The sequence below is a fragment of the Micromonospora sp. NPDC005087 genome, from assembly GCF_042872965.1.
Taxonomy (GTDB): domain Bacteria; phylum Actinomycetota; class Actinomycetes; order Mycobacteriales; family Micromonosporaceae; genus Micromonospora.
In genome coordinates this window covers 29934-45932 of record NZ_JBIALB010000004.1, presented here as the reverse complement: position 1 = coordinate 45932, position 15999 = coordinate 29934, and the positions used below count along the sequence as shown (strand labels likewise).

Annotated in this window: 13 protein-coding genes, 2 tRNA genes, 1 other RNA gene and 1 pseudogene; 9 read left to right on the top strand and 8 right to left on the bottom strand. The window is 72.2% G+C overall.

Features of this window, described 5'->3' with window-relative positions; genetic code table 11:
• Positions 1-142 precede the first annotated feature (142 nt).
• The gene (locus ACFYPS_RS11270; protein WP_354963355.1) at positions 143-847 is read left to right on the top strand and encodes a DUF998 domain-containing protein; all 705 of its coding nucleotides are present in this window, start codon (positions 143-145) and stop codon (positions 845-847) included.
• Here ACFYPS_RS11270 and ACFYPS_RS11265 read toward each other — a convergent pair.
• Positions 844-3549, bottom strand: coding sequence for a DNA polymerase III subunit gamma and tau (locus ACFYPS_RS11265; RefSeq protein WP_354963354.1), 2706 nt, complete (start codon positions 3547-3549; stop codon positions 844-846). The two genes, ACFYPS_RS11270 and ACFYPS_RS11265, sit on opposite strands and share 4 nt — an antisense overlap.
• A 192-nt stretch (positions 3550-3741) precedes the next feature.
• Positions 3742-3831, bottom strand: an RNA gene (gene ffs / locus ACFYPS_RS11260) — signal recognition particle sRNA small type.
• An 82-nt stretch (positions 3832-3913) separates the two neighbouring features.
• Here ffs and ACFYPS_RS11255 point away from each other — a divergent pair.
• Together ACFYPS_RS11255 and ACFYPS_RS11250 are read left to right on the top strand one after the other, a co-directional pair.
• Positions 3914-3998 (top strand) — tRNA-Ser (locus ACFYPS_RS11255).
• 76 nt (positions 3999-4074) lie between these two features.
• A complete protein-coding gene (locus ACFYPS_RS11250; protein WP_387324062.1) occupies positions 4075-4911 on the top strand; it encodes a class I SAM-dependent methyltransferase in 837 nt (278 codons plus the stop codon).
• 5 nt (positions 4912-4916) lie between these two features.
• Here ACFYPS_RS11250 and ACFYPS_RS11245 read toward each other — a convergent pair whose 3' ends face one another.
• Positions 4917-5408: a DinB family protein gene (locus ACFYPS_RS11245; RefSeq protein ID WP_387324059.1), complete on the bottom strand. Its 492-nt coding sequence runs from the start codon at positions 5406-5408 to the stop codon at positions 4917-4919.
• Positions 5405-5644: a flavin reductase gene (locus ACFYPS_RS11240; protein WP_387324056.1), complete on the bottom strand. Its 240-nt coding sequence runs from the start codon at positions 5642-5644 to the stop codon at positions 5405-5407. The genes ACFYPS_RS11245 and ACFYPS_RS11240 overlap by 4 nt, the downstream gene beginning before the upstream one ends.
• Positions 5645-5842: 198 nt before the next feature.
• Here ACFYPS_RS11240 and ACFYPS_RS11235 point away from each other — a divergent pair, with 198 nt between their 5' ends.
• Both ACFYPS_RS11235 and ACFYPS_RS11230 read left to right on the top strand, forming a co-directional pair.
• Entirely contained in the window at positions 5843-6610 is a 768-nt protein-coding gene (locus ACFYPS_RS11235) for a helix-turn-helix transcriptional regulator (protein ID WP_354963350.1), read from the top strand.
• On the top strand, positions 6601-6792 hold the full coding sequence (locus tag ACFYPS_RS11230) for a DUF397 domain-containing protein (protein ID WP_354963349.1): 192 nt from the start codon (positions 6601-6603) through the stop codon (positions 6790-6792). Before ACFYPS_RS11235 ends, ACFYPS_RS11230 begins: the two co-directional genes overlap by 10 nt.
• On the opposite strand, the gene ACFYPS_RS11225 is transcribed toward ACFYPS_RS11230, so the two are convergent.
• Complete coding sequence (locus ACFYPS_RS11225; protein ID WP_354963348.1) at positions 6767-8002, bottom strand: MFS transporter; 1236 nt, start codon at positions 8000-8002, stop codon at positions 6767-6769. The two genes, ACFYPS_RS11230 and ACFYPS_RS11225, sit on opposite strands and share 26 nt — an antisense overlap.
• A gap of 153 nt (positions 8003-8155) precedes the next feature.
• Here ACFYPS_RS11225 and ACFYPS_RS11220 point away from each other — a divergent pair, with 153 nt between their 5' ends.
• Positions 8156-8710, top strand: coding sequence for a hypothetical protein (locus ACFYPS_RS11220; protein ID WP_354963347.1), 555 nt, complete (start codon positions 8156-8158; stop codon positions 8708-8710).
• A 106-nt stretch (positions 8711-8816) separates the two neighbouring features.
• Here ACFYPS_RS11220 and ACFYPS_RS11215 read toward each other — a convergent pair whose 3' ends face one another.
• Positions 8817-10475, bottom strand: coding sequence for a hypothetical protein (locus ACFYPS_RS11215; RefSeq protein ID WP_387324053.1), 1659 nt, complete (start codon positions 10473-10475; stop codon positions 8817-8819).
• Between the two features lie 205 nt (positions 10476-10680).
• Between ACFYPS_RS11215 and ACFYPS_RS11210 the strand changes: the two genes are divergently transcribed.
• Positions 10681-11175 carry a hypothetical protein gene (locus tag ACFYPS_RS11210; protein ID WP_387324608.1) on the top strand — a complete coding sequence of 165 codons (495 nt, stop codon included), beginning with the start codon at positions 10681-10683 and terminating at the stop codon, positions 11173-11175.
• Positions 11176-11307: 132 nt separating this feature from the next.
• Here ACFYPS_RS11210 and ACFYPS_RS11205 read toward each other — a convergent pair.
• Positions 11308-12720, bottom strand: a pseudogene (locus ACFYPS_RS11205) (carboxylesterase/lipase family protein); the annotation flags it as partial.
• A 264-nt stretch (positions 12721-12984) separates the two neighbouring features.
• Here ACFYPS_RS11205 and ACFYPS_RS11200 point away from each other — a divergent pair.
• Together ACFYPS_RS11200 and ACFYPS_RS11195 are read left to right on the top strand one after the other, a co-directional pair.
• Positions 12985-13920 carry a TetR/AcrR family transcriptional regulator C-terminal domain-containing protein gene (locus ACFYPS_RS11200; protein WP_354963346.1) on the top strand — a complete coding sequence of 312 codons (936 nt, stop codon included), beginning with the start codon at positions 12985-12987 and terminating at the stop codon, positions 13918-13920.
• A gap of 174 nt (positions 13921-14094) precedes the next feature.
• Positions 14095-15783 carry an SdrD B-like domain-containing protein gene (locus tag ACFYPS_RS11195; RefSeq protein WP_387324050.1) on the top strand — a complete coding sequence of 563 codons (1689 nt, stop codon included), beginning with the start codon at positions 14095-14097 and terminating at the stop codon, positions 15781-15783.
• A 75-nt stretch (positions 15784-15858) separates the two neighbouring features.
• Here the strand turns inward: ACFYPS_RS11195 and ACFYPS_RS11190 are convergent.
• Positions 15859-15945 (bottom strand) — tRNA-Ser (locus ACFYPS_RS11190).
• Between the last annotated feature and the right edge of the window lie 54 nt (positions 15946-15999).

Sequence of the window (15999 nt, the reverse complement as noted above, 5' to 3'; positions counted from 1 at the left end):
CCAGCCTATCCGCTGGGACCGACCCCGCCCCGCCCGGTGCGTCCGCCCACGCCGGAGCCGGAAGGAGTACACCTGTCACTACCCGGAACCGGCCACCTACGCGTAGTGCGGCAACACCCGCCGGTTTGGTCTGCTCGTCGGCATGAACCTCAACCGCACCACCCGGGTCGGCGCGCTGTGCTGGGTGGCGGCCGTACCAATCTTCCTCGCCGCCAACCTGGTCACCGGCCTTCGTTGGCGCCACCCGTCCTACAGCTGGGCCACCCACAACATCAGCGACCTCGGCAACGTCCACTGCGGGATCTGGGACAGCAGCCGACCCCGCTACGTCTGCTCGCCCTGGCACCCACTGATGAACACCGCCACGCTGGCCACCGCCGTTCTGCTCGCCGCCGGGCTCCTGCTGACCGGGCGGATCCTCGGTCGCGGCGGCGTGGTGCGGTCGGCCCAGACGCTGCTGTTGCTGGCCACCGGCGGGTACGCGCTGGCAGCCGTCTACCCAGCGGACGTCGACGAGAACCGGCACGTCCTCGGCGCTGTCCTGATCATGGGAGTGGGCAACCTCGGCCTGCTCCTCGCCGGGCTGGCACCGGGCACCACGATGCTCGGCCGGTGGCGCCGGCTCACCCTCACCGCCGGGCTGACCGCGCTGGTCGGGACGGTGCTGTTCTTCGCCCAGCAGGGTCTCGGGATCGGGGTGGGCGGCATGGAACGGGTCGCCGTGCTGCCCTTCCCGCTCTGGGCCTGCTGCCTCGGTGTCCTGCTCGCCGAGCCACCCGGCGGCGGGCGCAGCGCACCCGGTCGGCAGCGCCGACCGTCCAATGATCATCGCTGGCAGCGCCGCTAGCGGGCGTCGACCTCGTCGATCTTCTCGGCCCCGAACGTCTCGCGGAGCAGCCGTACCGCCTGCTCCTCGCTGGACTCCCGGGCGGTCTTCTCGTCGATGACCTCGTCCAGCGGCTCGTCGCCCGGGTCGAACCCCTCGTAGGTCGGGGTGGCCGCCGGTGCCGCGGCACCCGGCTTGGCACCGCGCAACGGACCGTCGAAGTCCGGGTCGTAGGGCGGTTCGCCGGCCCATTCGGCGTCCGCCGTGGGCCGGGCCGTCGCTCCGGTACGCGGACCGCGCCCCGCCGCTGCCGCGCGGGCGGCGGCGATGGCGCTGCTCACCGGTGCGCCGCCAGCGGCGGGCTGGCGGGCCGCCGGTGTGGGGTTGGCCCGCGCGTTCGGCTTACCGCCGCCGGTCGCGCCGGTGCCGCTTTCACCCGCGCGGCCCAGGTCGGTGCTGGTCGCACCGGCGGCCGTCGCGTCGGGGCCGCCCTGGTCCGTGCCGTTCGCGCCGGCGGGTGCCGAGCTGGCGCCGGCCGGCGCGGTGTCGGCGACGACGCCGCCCGGTCGGGCGGCCTCCGGCCAGTCCTCGTCATCCGTCGGCGCGGCGGCGGGGGCGCTGCCACCGGGGCGGGCCGCCTCCGGCCAGTCGTCCTCGGCTTCGGCCGGCGGAGCCGACCCGGACCGCTGCCCGCCGGGCTGCCGACCCGTGGCGCGACCGTTGGGGGCGTTTCCGTTGGCACCGGCGCCGGAGGAGACACCGGAAACGCCCGGCGCACCGGACGCGCCCCCGGGCAGACCAGCGCGGGAATCCGGACCGCCGGTCGGGCCGGGGGCGGCGGTCGCATTCGTCGGTGTGGGTGAGGCGTCCGCCTGCGTCGGCGAGGAAGCGGGTCGGGCCGGCGCGGCGGCCTGCGAACGCGGCGGGCCGGACAGCGAGACGCCGCCCCGCTCGCCGGCCACCTCGCAACGAATCTGCCAGCGCCCGCCCAACTCCTCGTAGAGCGCGTCGGTGAGCACCGCCGAGTGGTCGGCCATCATCTTGGCCAGCACGGTGGACTTGACCGTCAGCACCAGCGTGTCGCCGTCGAGGTCGCGCACCACCGCGTCGCGCATCAGGGCCGCGATCCGCTTGTTGGTCCGGTTGACCTTGCCGACCACGTCGGGCCAGACCCGGCGGACCGCGACGGCGTCCAGCGCCGCGGCCGGCGCACCGGGTCGGGGCGGCGCCGGCGTCGCCGGGTCGGGAAGCACCGCCGACGACGGCACCGCGCGGCGGGGGGCCGGCGACCCACCGGGCGAGCCGGGCCCGGCTGGCGAGACGGGTACGGCCCGATCGACGGTCGCCGACGCACCGGGGGACGCCGGGATCGGCGTGTCAGCGGCCGAGGCGGGAGTGCTCGGGGCCGATGACGGGGTGTTCGGGGCCGGGTCGACCGCCCACGGGGGTGCGGAGGTCGGGGCGGCAGCGGGTGCCGGGGACGGGGAGGCCTGCTGTGCGCGTACCGCCGGGTGGGTCGCCGGGGCGGAGCCGGCGGCGGCCGACGGCGCGTCGGCGCCGCTCAGGGTGAGCCGGCGTTCCATCCGCTCCAAGCGCTGGAGCAGGCCGCCGGTGGAGTCGTCCGCGCCGGGCAGCAGCATCCGGGCGCAGATCAGCTCCAGCAGCAGCCGGGGCGCGGTGGTGCCGCGCATCTCCACCAGGCCGTCGTGCACGATGTCGGCGCAGCGGGAGAGCGTGCCCGGACCGAGCTGGGAGGCCTGCGCGGCCATCCGCTCGATCTGGTCGGCCGGGCCGTCGATGAGGCCCTTCGCGGCGGCGTCCGGCACCTGCTGGAGCACGATCAGATCGCGCAGCCGTTCCAGCAGGTCGGAGGCGAACCGGCGCAGGTCGTGCCCGGCCTCGGCGACCCGGTCGACGGTGGCGTACGCGGCGGCGCCGTCCCCGGCGGCCAGCGCGTCGCACATCTCGTCGATCAGCGCGGCGTCGGTGACCCCGAGCAGCGCGGCGGCCCGGGCGTAGGTGACCCCCTCCGGCCCGGCACCGGCGATGAGCTGGTCGAGCACCGAGAGGCTGTCCCGCATGCTGCCCCCACCGGCGCGCACCACCAGCGGGAAGACCGCCGGCTCGACGGTCACCCCCTCCGCCTCGGTGAGCTGCTCCAGGTACGGCCGAAGCACCTTCGGCGGGAACAGCCGGAACGGGTAGTGGTGGGTCCGCGACCTGATCGTGCCGAGGACCTTCTCCGGCTCGGTGGTGGCGAAGATGAACTTGACGTACTCCGGCGGCTCCTCGACCAGCTTGAGCAGGGCGTTGAAGCCCTGCGTCGACACCATGTGCGCCTCGTCGATGATGTAGATCTTGAAGCGGCTGCGGGCCGGCGCGAAGAACGCCTTTTCGCGCAGCTCGCGGGCGTCGTCGACACCACCGTGGCTGGCCGCGTCGATCTCGATGACGTCGATCGAGCCGGCGCCGTCGGTGGTCAGCGAGCGGCAGGACTCACACTTGCCGCACGGCTCGGGAGTGGGGCCCTGCTCACAGTTGAGCGAACGGGCCAGGATCCGGGCGCTGGAGGTCTTGCCGCAGCCGCGCGGGCCGGAGAAGAGATAGGCGTGGTTGAGCCGCCCGCTGCGCAGCGCCTGTGACAGCGGCTCGGTGACCTGCTCCTGGCCGATCATCTCGGCGAAGGTACGCGGCCGGTACTTGCGGTAGAGCGCCAGCGTCACTCGTCCCGCCTCCTCTCGACCGAGCCATTCTGCGCCGCTCGGGCGCGGGTGACCACCCACCACCCCGGCCCGACGCCGGGTTGCCACGGGTTGCCCCGCTTGATCGACTCGGCTTCCTGGAAGTCGCGGTGTCCCTACGCCCGGGATGTCCCGACATCACGGATGTCGAGTGGATCAACCGGCCACAGACGAAAAGGCCTCCCGTGCACCCGGCAGAGCTCGCTTATCCTTGCTGCCTTCCGGCCCTGGGGAGGTTCACGAGATACCGCCGCACGGGAGGTGCCGCCAAGCCTACCCGACCGCTCGTCGATCTTCAGGGGGTGGTGGGGTGGCCGGGCTGGCGGGGGCCTGTATCCTGGCTCGCGGAGGATTCGCCTAGAGGCCTAGGGCGCACGCTTGGAAAGCGTGTTGGGTTTACACCCTCACGAGTTCGAATCTCGTATCCTCCGCTCGCTTGAGCAGCACAGACGCCCGGCAGACCATAATCGGTCCGCCGGGCGTTGATCTTGTGGTCTCATCGACGTCGTGGCGGACACGACGTGCCAATGGGACGAGACGTTGTACGCGGGCAGCGCGAGCCACTACAGCTCTGGACGCATGCCCTACCCGTCCCGGCTCGCCGAGGTTGTCGGGGAGGCACTCGGCCTCGACGGCACCGGCCGACTGCTGGACGTCGGCTGCGGGCCCGGATCGGTGACGCTCCTGCTCGCGCCCTTGTTCCAGGCGGCGGTGGGCGTCGACGCCGACCCGGACATGCTCACCGAGGCGCGGCGCAGAGCCAGCGAGGTCGGAGCCACAAACGTCGAGTGGCGGCACCTGCGCGCCGAGGCCCTGCCCGCAGATCTGGGCACGTTCCGGGTAGCCACGTTCGCCCAGTCGTTCCACTGGATGGACCGGCCTCTCGTCACCCGTCGGGTCCGCGACATGCTCGCGCCGGGCGGGGCGTGGGTCCACGTCAGCGCCAACACGCACCAGGGCGTGGCCGACGACGAGACGCTGCCGTACCCCCGGCCGCCGTGGCGGCAGATCGACGACCTGGTCGCCAGCTACCTGGGACCGGTCCGCCGGGCCGGTCAGGGATGGTTACCCGCCGGCACCCCCGGCGGGGAGGAAGAGATCATGCGGCAGGCCGGCTTCACCGGCCCCACCCGTCTCACGGTCGATCAAGGCATGGTCGTGGAACGCGGTGTCGACGAGATCGCCTCCGCGGTGTTCTCCCTGTCCAGCTCGGCACCGCACCTGTTCGCCGATCGACTCCCCGCCTTCGAGGCGGACCTGCGTCGCCTCCTGTCCGAAGCGGCGCGCGACGGCCGCTTCGCTGAGCGGAGACGAGGGATCGACGTCGTCATCTGGCACCCCTGACCTGGCTACCCGCCTGCGTGCCACAGCAACCGAAGCTGGCCGACCTCGGCGACATTCTTCATCAGCTCGGCGTTCACCCAGGCGATCATGTGGGCGACGGTGTGCTCGGGGTCGTCCTGCCACGGGAACGGCGCCGTACCGTCAAGGTCGGTCTCGCTGAGCCGGTCGAACACCGCCAACCATTCGGTACGGAGATCACGCAGCCACGCCACCGTCTTGTCGCCATCACCGGGCCAGTTGACCTCGGTACGCTCCCGCGCCGGCCGCCCCTGAAGGTGATCGATAGCGACGGTCCACCACCAGCCGATATGCCAGGTGATCCACCCGATCGTCGGAACGAGGTGATATTCGAACAGCGACCAGGTCAGTTCTAACTGCCAACGCAGCAGATCACCACCGGATGCAGGCACCAGGCGACCTTCCCACACCGCATGCACCGCGTCGAACGGCTTCTGACCACCACAGCGGCCGTGTGGATTGCCAACCCCGCCGGTCACCCACGAGCGCGTGCCCAGTACAGGAAGCGCTCGGCCAGGCGAGTCGGATCCACGCTGGTGAGCTGTTCGCCGGCCTCGGCCTGGATCGTCGCCAGGTAGACCATCAACGCCACGCGGTCGTGCCGGTACTCGGCGAGCAGCCGCAGCTTCGCCGCCGAGCAGGGCCAGGCGATGCCGCACGTCCCGCACCGCCAGGTGGGACGGGTCGGCAAATGGTTCCGGGATCGGCGGGGCATGGGCGGGCCTCCTTCACGGTGGAGGGGGGCCGCCCGGCCTCCCCGTCCGGGCGGTCCCCCGACTGACGCCGACCGCCGGGCTCCTTTGCCTCCACCGGCCGCGCCGTCTTCTGTGGACCACCCTTGCGCGCGTCACCAGACAGATACATCCCGTAGCGATATGGTCGTCAGATATTCGAGACATCCGATGGAGGGGCCGTGAACGACGCGCTGCGGGTGGCGCTCAGCGACACCGGGCACACCACCGAGTCCCTCGCCGAGACCGTCGGTGTCGACCCGAAGACCGTGGCGCGCTGGCTGACCGAGGGTCGCATCCCGCATCCTCGGCACCGGTTCGCGGCAGCGGAAGCCCTTCATCGGGACGTGTCGGACATCTGGCCGGACACTTCGAGACGTCGGGACCCCATCTGGTTCCGTCCCTGGCAGGAAATCGAGCGCGAGGCGGTGTCGCTGCGCTGGTACGAGTCAACCGTCCTGCCGGGACTGCTTCAAACCGAGGCGTACGCCCGTGCCGTGCTCAGCGGCGCGGGCCTGATCCCCACGGCCGACATCGAGCGGCACCTCACGGTCCGGCTGACCCGGCAGGGCGTACTCAAACGGGACGACCCGCCGCAGTTCACGGCGGTCATCGACGAGGCCATCCTTCGCCGGCCGGTCGGAGGCCGGTCCACCATGCGCGAGCAACTGCTGGCTGTGGTCGCGGCCTGCGCCGAGCCGCACGTCCGGGTGCACGTGGTGCCCGCCTCGGTCGGCGCCTACGCCGGTCTCAACGGGCCGTTCGTGATCGCCCACAGCCACGACCACCGGGTCGCCGGCTACCTGGACAACCAACTCCAGGGACATCTCGCTAGCGACCCGGAGGACATCGCGGCCATGATGGCGGCGTGGGAGAACGTGCGCGGCGAGGCGCTGTCCCACTGGCAGTCGGTTGAACTCATCACGGAAGTGGCGGAGACATGGAGCTGAACGGCGCCCGGTGGCGCAAGAGCAGCCGCAGCAGCGGCAACGGCGGCGCATGTGTCGAGGTCGCCGACAACCGTTCCGGCGTCGTGGCCGTGCGGGACTCCAAGGACCCGGCAGGGCCGGCCCTCACCTTCGCGCCAGCGGCCTGGCGCGCGTTCGTCACCCAGCTCGCTCGGCGGCCCTGACCGGGACCGACGCGTCCGGTCCGTCCGCCGGGGCAGGCGTGGCCCGGAGGGACCAGAGCGCAAGGGGCACGGCGGCGACCGCGGCGGTCAGCAGGATCAGGCGATGGTCGACGAGTTCGAGCAGGCTCGCGCCGGCCATCAGGGCCACAGTGGACGGGCCGAAGGTCAGCGTGTTGACCGTCGACGCCACCCGCCCGACCAGTTCGCCCGGCGTCTCCCGCTGCACCGCCGTCCAGACGGTGACCAGCACCAGCGGCACGCCGAGCCCCACCGCAACCCCGCCGGCGACCACGAGTCCGACCGAGGTCGTGGCCCGCAGGGCCAGCCCGACGGCGAAGACCGCGACCGCCCCGGCCACCACCCGCCGGTCACCGAAGCGGCGCAGCAGTGACCCGGCGGCCAGGCCGCCGAGAAGGGACCCGACGCCCTGCACGGTGGCGAGCACGCCGTTGAACTCGGGCGGCCGCCCCAGGCCGGCGTCCACCACGGCGTACGCGACGGCGCCGTTGAGCCCCATCAGCACCATGGTCAGCGCGGCGCAGCCGACCACGTGCCGTAGCGCCCGATGCCGACGCAGGTGTCCCCACCCGTCGGCGAGCTGCCGGCTCCAGCGCTCGGGGCGCCCCGGCGGCTGCTCGCGGACCCGGAGCGACCAGAAGACGAGGCCGGCCAGCATGAAGGTGGCCGCGTCCAGCAGCACCACGGGGTGCGCGCCGTACGCGGCGAACAGCCCCGCTCCGGCGAGTGGGGCGAGCAGCTTCATCCCCTCGTTGATCGTGGTCCGCAGCCCGTTGAAGTCGCCGAGCAGCGGGCCGGACACCACCGCCGGTACCAGCGCGGCCTCGGCCGCGTCGCTCAGTACGAAGCTGATCCCGTACGCGGTCATCACCACGAAGATCAACCACACCCGGGTCGCCGAGTCGACCAGCAGCAGCACCGGCAGCAGCGCCGCCATCACCGCGTGCAGGACGATCAGCAGCGGCCGGCGGCGGAACCGGTCGGCGAGCAGCCCCAGCAGTGGCCCGACCAGCGTCGGCGCCCACACCCCCAGGGTCACCAGGGCGGCGAGGCCGCTCGACCCGCTCAGCTCCTTCACCCAGATGCCGGCCACCAGCAGCATCGCCGCGGTGCCGAAGCCGGACACCAGCACCCCGCCGAGATAGCGGCCGGCGTCGCGGTTGGTCAGCACCCTGGCCGTACCCCAGCTCATCGCACCTCCCCACCACCGGCAGATTCTGCCCGAACGGCGGCCACGGCAGTTGTCCGGCCCGGCCGGCGGGTACGGTCCGGGGATCGACGGCGGCCGGCCCGGAATCCGTCGTACACATGTTCTATCCACAGGCTGTGGACGGCGGAGGGTTCGATGGGTTACCAGCTCAGCGCGGTGGTCGCGGACGCGGAACTGCTCCGCGAGCAGACCGCCGAGCTGGATCACGCGGTCCTCGGCGAGTTGCGCCAGGATTTCGCGCTGCTGCCGGTCACCCCTCAGTTGGTGGTGGAGCTGACCGGGTCGCTGCCGGATTTCGCGCTGGACGACCGGAGTGCCGAGCACCCGTTCGACCTGGTGTTGTCGCCGGCACTGGTCGAGCTGTTGGCCCGCTGGTCGCGGTCCGGGCCGGTGGCGTACCTGGAGGCGGAGTTCGGCGGCGGCGCCGGCTACCAGTCGGCGGCGGTATGGCTGGGCGGCGCGCTCTCCTGGGGGCCACGGTTCGACGACGTGCTCGACGCGCCGCGTGGACAGTGGCCGATCAACATGGCGCTCACCCGGCTCGGTGTCGAGCCGGGCAATTGGATCGACCCGTTCGCCGAGCTGGGGTTGCACCTGGAGAGCAACACCGACGGTTGGCTTGCGCACGGGCGGCGCCGCCTCAGCGCCGACTACTGGGATGAGCTGGTCGAGCAGTGGGAGAACCGGTGATCCGCCGAGCGGCATCGACCGTCGCCGACGGGGCCTGACGGCCCGGCACCCGCGCACAACGCCCGGCCGGTCCGTGACGGACCGGCCGGGCGTCGCCGTGTTCAGCTCAGAACAGCGGGCCACCACTCTGCGGCCCGGCGATCCGGAGGCCGTAGCGCTGGGGCCAGACGACCTGGGTGCGCAGGGTCAGCCCACTCCACGACCTGTTGAGCGGTTCGAGCCCGCCGGCGGCCCCGTGGAACGGGATGATGGTCCCGGACGGATATCCGGCAAGGTCACCGCTCACCTCTTCCCCGGTCGCCGCCACGACGGCGTCGAGCCCGCCGACGCCGTTGAGGTTCAGCAGGGCGACGGACGCGCCGAACACGTCTCGGCTCTCGGACCCGCCCGGGACGGTCGGGTGGTTCTGGTCGAACGCCTGGGCACCGCTCCCCGTCAGCCCGGCGGCGGAGCCCTTGAGCAGGGTGACGCCGCCCGCCTCGGTCTGCGAGCCGATGCCCTCGCCAGGGGCGCCGATCAGCACGTCCGCCCTGCCGTCGCCGGTCACGTCGCCGACCGCCAGCGCACCACCGAAGCGGTCGTCGTCCTCAGGATCTCCCGGTACGCCGGCCGTGCTCTGCGTGATGATTCTTGCCGCGCCGCTGGACAGGCCGCCGGAGCGGCCGGTGAAGACCGCGACGAGGCCGCCGTTGATGTGCGGGGTCTGCGCGCCGGGCGCCCCGGCGACCACCTCGCCCAGCCCGTCGCCGTTCACGTCGCCGATCGCGAGCGTGTCACCCAGGTACCACGCGATGGTGCCGCTCTGATCCTTCGGCCGCACCGCCGCACCTGTGACCGCGGTGGCGCCGGTGGACGACACACCACTCGCCGAGCCCCACATCAGGGTGACCATGCCGCTGCCGTCCGAGGCCACGCCGTCGTTCTCGCGAGGAGCGCCGATCACCAGGTCGTTGTAACCGTTGTTGTCGACCTTCCCGATCGCGAGTGAGAAGCCGAACTGGTCGTTGCCCTCGGCCCCGCCGGGCACCGCAGCCTGGTCCTGGTGGAGGTGCTGCGCTCCGGTGGCCGTGAGGCCCGTCGACCCGCCGAAGAGGACGGTGACCGCGCCGGCGAAACTCTTGCTCCCGATCGACTCTCCGTACGCGCCGATGGCGAGGTCCTCGCGGCCATCGCCGTTGATGTCACCGGCCGCGAGGGCAGCACCGAACTGGTCGAAGCTCTCCGGGTCGTCCGGAACGCCCGGCGAATCCTGGTTGAAGTGGATCGCCGAGTCGACCACCAGGCCCGTACGGCTGCCCGGGATGACCCAGACCCCGCCGGCGCGGGTCTTGGTCCGGGGATTCACCTCGTCACTGTTGCCGATGGCCAGGTCGTCGTAACGGTCGCCGTTGAAGTCTCCCGCCACGAGAGCCATCCCGAAACAGACGCAGCCGCCGTCCGGCGGCACGACGCCTAGGAGGTAATCGACCTGCGCGGCCGACGAGTAGCGCACGGTGACCACACCAGCCGGGGTCAGGGGCAGGTTGTAGTTGAACGGGTCGCCGGTGGCCGCGATGTCGTCGATGCCGTCGCCGTCGAAGTCGGAGCGGCCGGCGCCCTTGCCCCGTACCGGGGTGATCGTCCTTGGCACCGCGACCCTGTGGTGCTGGAGAACGATGCCCTCACGGGTGATGGTCCGGACGCCTCCCGCAGCCTGTGCCGGGACGCTGAGCGCCAGGCTGGCCAGAACGGTCGAAACTACTAAGATTGGTGCAGATCGCTGCATAGATACCCCGCTTCCGTTGGGCGCCTGGACACCGTAGGCGGACGGTCGGATCACCGAAATGAGGCGAACGGGCAGGGTTGACGACGGCCCGCCGAGGATCAGCCCACCAGAAATCCGGTGACCGGCAGCAACTTGGACGCCCTGGTTCCGTTGTGGACTGGGGGATTCCATGAAATTGCGACAATTTGCTTTTATTTCCGCGTTGCTGACGGCTGCCTCGATCGCCGGCAGCGGCGTGCCACCACCGGGGCCGGTCCCGGACGGCCGGCCCGCCAGCAGCGTGGAGATCATCGACCTGAACGGCCTGCGCAACATCGAGTTCGGCGACACCGAGGACGAGCTGACCCGCCGGGGCATCCTGCGTACCGACCTGGACGCCTGCGGGCCGATGCTCGCCGGCCACGACACGGTCAGCCCGGTCTTCGCCGGGGACAAACTGGTGCTGCTCTGGGTCGGCGACCCGATGCGGACACCGGAGGGCATCACGGCAGGCTCACCCGTCGACCAGGTCTGGTCCCGCTATCCGTCGGTCACCCGGTTGCGAGCTCCACAGGGGACGTACCGGCTCGATGGGCTGCTCGCCCGCAGCGGGGACCGCGCGTACCTCTTCCTGCACGACGGGCGCACGGTCCGCAAGACCATCGCCGGGTACGCCGACTGGGCCCGCCGCATGTTCGACGAGGGCACCGGCCCCTGCTGAGCCGCGGAACGACCGCCAGAAGTCGTACGAGTGGGCCTCCGCGAAACCCTTCGTGCCCGACCCGCCGCCGCCCAGCACCCGCACGTACGGCGAACCGCTGCGCAGTCGAGGCCAGTCCGCCCGGCCCGTCCGCGCGAAGTCGCTCCAGGCGCGGACCATCTCGTCGGACAGCCGCCGCTGGGGCGGCGTCAGCGCCTCGGCGTAGTCGACCGTGAACAGGTACGGCAGCTCGGCGCAGTGGTACGCGCCGGTCGGGTAGGTCGACTCCGGCCCGTCGGCGAAGAACGGCGCGTCGTCGTCGGCGAACTCGTAGGCGTACGTCGGCACCCGCCGGGCGAACTCCAGCGCGGCGGAGTAGACCGGCTCCGCGTAGTCGCGGTCGGTGAGCACGGCGGCCAACGTCTCGCTCGCCGATCGCGCGGCGTCGCGCGGATAGCGGGCCAGCACCTCCCCCGCCCGGTCACCGAAGGCGGCCCGCACCTGCTCGCGGTACTGCTCGTCGGTGAGCGGGCACGACTCGGGCTGCTCACCCGGCTCCGGTGGCGTCGGGCAGTTCATCCCACTGCGTTCCATCCCCCACACCAGGAGTCGGGACTCGTCCCGGTTCATCCCCGTCAACACCGGCATCGGATGCAGTCGCCCGGTGGCCAGCGCGTCCGCCGGGTCCACCGGCAGCGTGCGGCCGTCGACGACCGGACCGAGGTCGACACCCGCACCCGGGTAGCCGGCCGCCTCGATGAGACTGGAGGGGTCACGCCCGCGCAGGCAGGCGGCGACCGTACCCGGATCGACGCAGCCGACCCCGCGCGCGAACTCCTCGGCCGCCTCGGTCGCGCCGGCCCGCGTCTGCACCGGGTTGGCGCACGAGTTGCTCTGCATGACCGCCCGGTGGAACAGGCCGGCGGAGGCCGGCGCGGCCAGCTGCGCGCAGACACTGGTCGCCCCGGCGGACTGGCCGAACAGGGTGACGTTGCCGGGGTCCCCGCCGAAGGCCGCCGCGTTGCGTCGCACCCACCGCAGCGCCGCCTGCTGGTCCTGGAGGCCGTAGTTGCCGACGGACCCGCCCCCGTCGGCCAGCGCAGGATGCGCCAGGAAGCCGAGCGCACCGAGCCGGTAGTTCAGCGTGACGACGATGACGTCACCGCCGGTCGCCAGCCGCCGCCCGCCGTACACGTCCCCGCTGCCGAACCGGAAGTCGCCACCGTGCAGCCACACCAGCACCGGGCGGGGCGTCCGCGCGGCGGCACGCGGCGTGGTGACGTTGAGGTAGAGGCAGTCCTCGGACTCCGACGGATCGTCCATCGGCAGACCCTGGAGTTGGGCGCACGCGTCGCCCGGTCGGGTCGCGTCGCGTACGCCCGTCCAGGCGGCACCCGGCAGCGGCGGGGCCCAGCGCAGCGCGCCCAGCGGCGGGCGGGCGTACGGGATGCCCTGGAAAGAGCGGTGGTCCGCCGCCACGGTCCCTCGCACCGCGCCCTGGTCGGTCCGCACGACGGCCGCGCTCCGGCCGGTGGCTGCCGAGGCGCCCGGGCCGACGGCCACCATCGGCACGAGCAGCGCGACGGCACCCAGCGCGGCGACCCACCGCTTCGGAGAACCCGTTCCGAGGTACGGGATGCTGGCCATGTTTCCTCCATTCGTCGAAGCCGGTACGGCGTACGCACCGTGCTGCGGCGAGCATGCCGACCTGGCAACCACGCGACCAGGGAGCTCTAGTACGCCCGACCGCCGGGGCCGACGAACACCGACGGGCCGACTGTCGGTGCTCTAGTGCGCTACCGTCACAGCCCGACCGGCGGGAGGCCGACCGTGACGGAGATCGACGAGTCGACACCCCCGTACCTGCGCATCGTCGGGGAGCTGCGGCGGCGCATCGCCGCAGGCGAGTTGGGCCCCGGCGACCGGTTGCCGTCCACCCGGCAGATCGTCCGGGAATGGGGGGTCGCGATGGCGACCGCCAGCCGGGCGCTCACCGTGCTCCGCCAGGAGGACCTGGTCCGGGCGCTACCCGGTGTGGGCATGGTGGTGACCGGCCCGGAGCCGACCTCGGCCGCGCGGGGTGCCCGGGTCGACGCCCGGCGGGGCTCCGCCCGCGGCGTGACCCGCGATCAGGTGGTGCGGACCGCCACCGGCATCGCCGACTCCGAGGGGTTGGCGGCGCTGAGCATGCGGCGCATCGCGGCCGAACTCGACGTGCCGACCATGTCGCTGTACCGGCAGGTCCGCGGCAAGGAGCAGCTACTACTGCTGATGGCGGACGCGGCCTTCGCCGCGCATCGACTGCCCCACACCCTCCCGCCCGGGTGGCGAGCCCAACTGGAACTGCTCTGCCGGCTCCAGTGGTCGATCTATCGGCGGCATCCCTGGCTGGCCCAGGTCATCTCGCTGACCCGCCCACTCATGGCGCCGCACGCCGTCGCACACACCGAATGGGCCCTGCGCGCCCTGGCCGGGCACGGCCTGGACCAGCACACCCAGCTCCACCTGGTGGCCGCGCTGGCCAACCACGTACGCGGCACCGCCGTGAGCCTGGAGCGGGAGGCCGAGGCGGAACAGGACACCGGCCTGACCGACGACGAGTGGATGGCGGCCCAGGCCGAGGTGTTGACCGCGCTGCTCACGGCGGGCGAGTTTCCCCACCTGGCCCGGCTCACCCGGTCCGCGGTCGACCTCAACGTCGAGAGCCTCTTCGAATTCGGTCTGCAACGGCTGCTCGACGGGGTGGCGGCTCTGCTCGAACGATGAACGCCCGGCCGATCCGTGCGGATCAACCGGGCGTGTCGCCTGTTCGTGAGCGATGTAACCCTTTCGGCCGGAGGGACGCCTGACCTATCGACCGGGCCAGATGCCGGCCGGGCCGGTGACCGTCTCCAGCGCGGGTCCCGGCCCCACGTCCCATCCCGACCACGATAGGAACCCATGGTCAACCACCTGTTCCGACCAACGCTCCGCCGCGCGCTGCGGACCGGCTCGCTCGCGGCCGCCGTCGTCGCGTCGATGCTCACCACCCTCCCGGGCGCGGCGGTGGCCGCACCCAGCCCCGCCGACGTCGTCCTCGGCCTGGTCGCCGACCCCGGCGAGGTCGGCCCGGACGGCGGCCGCGTCCGCCTCCACGTCTCGGTACGCAACGCGGGGGGCGCCGAGGCCACCGACATCACCGTGAAACTGAAGTTGCCGGCCGACGCCACCCTCGGTTGGGGCGATGGACTCAATGGCTGGAGGTGCGACGCGGCCGCCGCCAAGTGCAAGTGGGGCGACCTCGCCGCGGGCGCCACCGCCGAGCTCGACGTCTGGGCGACCCTGCCTCCCGGCACCGACGGCCGGAAGGTGACGGTCTCCGCCACCGCCACCACCGAAAGCCGCGAGTCGTCCACCACCAACAACACCGGCACGGCCACGGTGGAGTACGTGGTGAAGCCGGACCTCAGCTTCTCTTTCGTTGAATGGGACGGGGGCGAGATCTCCACCCTCGGCGGCAACGGCTCGCGGGGTTCCGTGGGGGCCCGGGCGGTCAACGAGGGCACCGTCAGCGCCCCCGGTGCCCGCTTCACCTTCCAGATGCCACCGGGCGCCTTCGCCGGCGCCTGGACCCAGAGCGACCCATCGTGGACGTGCGACTTCTCCACCTCCACCTGGGTCTGTGAGAACGACCAGGAGATCCGCCCGGGCGAGGCGGCCCAGTTCAACCTCTACCCGTACTTCCCGGCCGGTACGGCGGGCGACACCCGGACGGTGACCGGCTCGGTGTCGACCCCGGCGATCGAGCGGTCGCTGGCCAACAACAGCGACACGACCACCTTCACGTACGCCGTGCCGCTTCCGGGCGATCTGAACGTCTACGGGCTCGACGTGGTCGCCACGGATGAGCTGCGGGCGAACCAGGAGTTCGAGGTGTCGGCGTACGTGTACACCGAGGGTGGCAGCCCGTCGGAGGACGTCGTGGTCCGGCTCCCGCTCCCGCCAACCGTCGAGTTCCTCTCGGTCGACGCTGGCGGCCCCGCCTGGGCCTGCCGGCTGGAGGAGACGACTGAGCGGGTCGTCGAGTGCACCCGTGACCACTGGGACATCGCCACCGACGGGCTCAACGTGCGGGTGAAGCTGCGGGCGCAGCCCGGCACGCCGGCCGGCCAGCTGACCTTCACCGTGACCGGGTCCGCCAGCACGCCGGAGTCGTCGACGGAGAACAACACCGCCTCGGACACCGTCACCTACGTCGCCGAGGGCGCCGTCACCGGCCGCGTCTGGCTCGACCTCGACCGGGACGGCCAGCGTGACGCCGGGGAGCCGATGGCCTTCGACAAGATTGCCGGACTGACCGTCGTACCGGAGACGGGCTCGCTGCCGTGGGACTGGCAGGGCATCTACACCAACACGGTCAGCGGGACGTACTGGGGCGGACGGCTGAAGCCGGGCCGGTACACCGTCAAGGTCATCCTGCCGGACGGCAGCAGCACCCAGTTCAGCACGCCCGACCTGGGCGACGACGCCACCGACTCGGACATCGTCAGTTACGTCGGCGGCTACTACCCGTACGGGCTCAGCGCCCTCGTCGAGGTTCGTGACGGCGCGGAGACCCCGGTGGACGTCGGCATCCTGCCGCAGTCCTGACGCCTGCCCGGAATCAGAAACGAAAGCGCCCGGCCGATCCTCACGGATCGTCCGGGCGTTTCTGCATTTCAGGAGCGGTGGCGGAGGGATTTGAACCCTCGGAGGGCGTTAACCCTCACACGCTTTCGAGGCGTGCTCCTTAGGCCGCTCGGACACGCCACCGCCGACGAGGGTACAGGACCGCTGGTTCCGACGCCGAACCGGTATCACCGGCAG

Excerpts from the sequence above, each read along its gene's own strand:
- ACFYPS_RS11220 (WP_354963347.1), top strand. The coding sequence starts at position 8,156 with ATGGGTTACCAGCTCAGCGCGGTGGTCGCGGACGCGGAACTGCTCCGC.
- ACFYPS_RS11270 (WP_354963355.1), top strand. The coding sequence starts at position 143 with ATGAACCTCAACCGCACCACCCGGGTCGGCGCGCTGTGCTGGGTGGCG.
- ACFYPS_RS11225 (WP_354963348.1), bottom strand. The coding sequence starts at position 8,002 with ATGAGCTGGGGTACGGCCAGGGTGCTGACCAACCGCGACGCCGGCCGC.
- ACFYPS_RS11195 (WP_387324050.1), top strand. The coding sequence starts at position 14,095 with ATGGTCAACCACCTGTTCCGACCAACGCTCCGCCGCGCGCTGCGGACC.
- ACFYPS_RS11215 (WP_387324053.1), bottom strand. The coding sequence starts at position 10,475 with ATGCAGCGATCTGCACCAATCTTAGTAGTTTCGACCGTTCTGGCCAGC.
- ACFYPS_RS11240 (WP_387324056.1), bottom strand. The coding sequence starts at position 5,644 with ATGCCCCGCCGATCCCGGAACCATTTGCCGACCCGTCCCACCTGGCGG.
- ACFYPS_RS11230 (WP_354963349.1), top strand. The coding sequence starts at position 6,601 with ATGGAGCTGAACGGCGCCCGGTGGCGCAAGAGCAGCCGCAGCAGCGGC.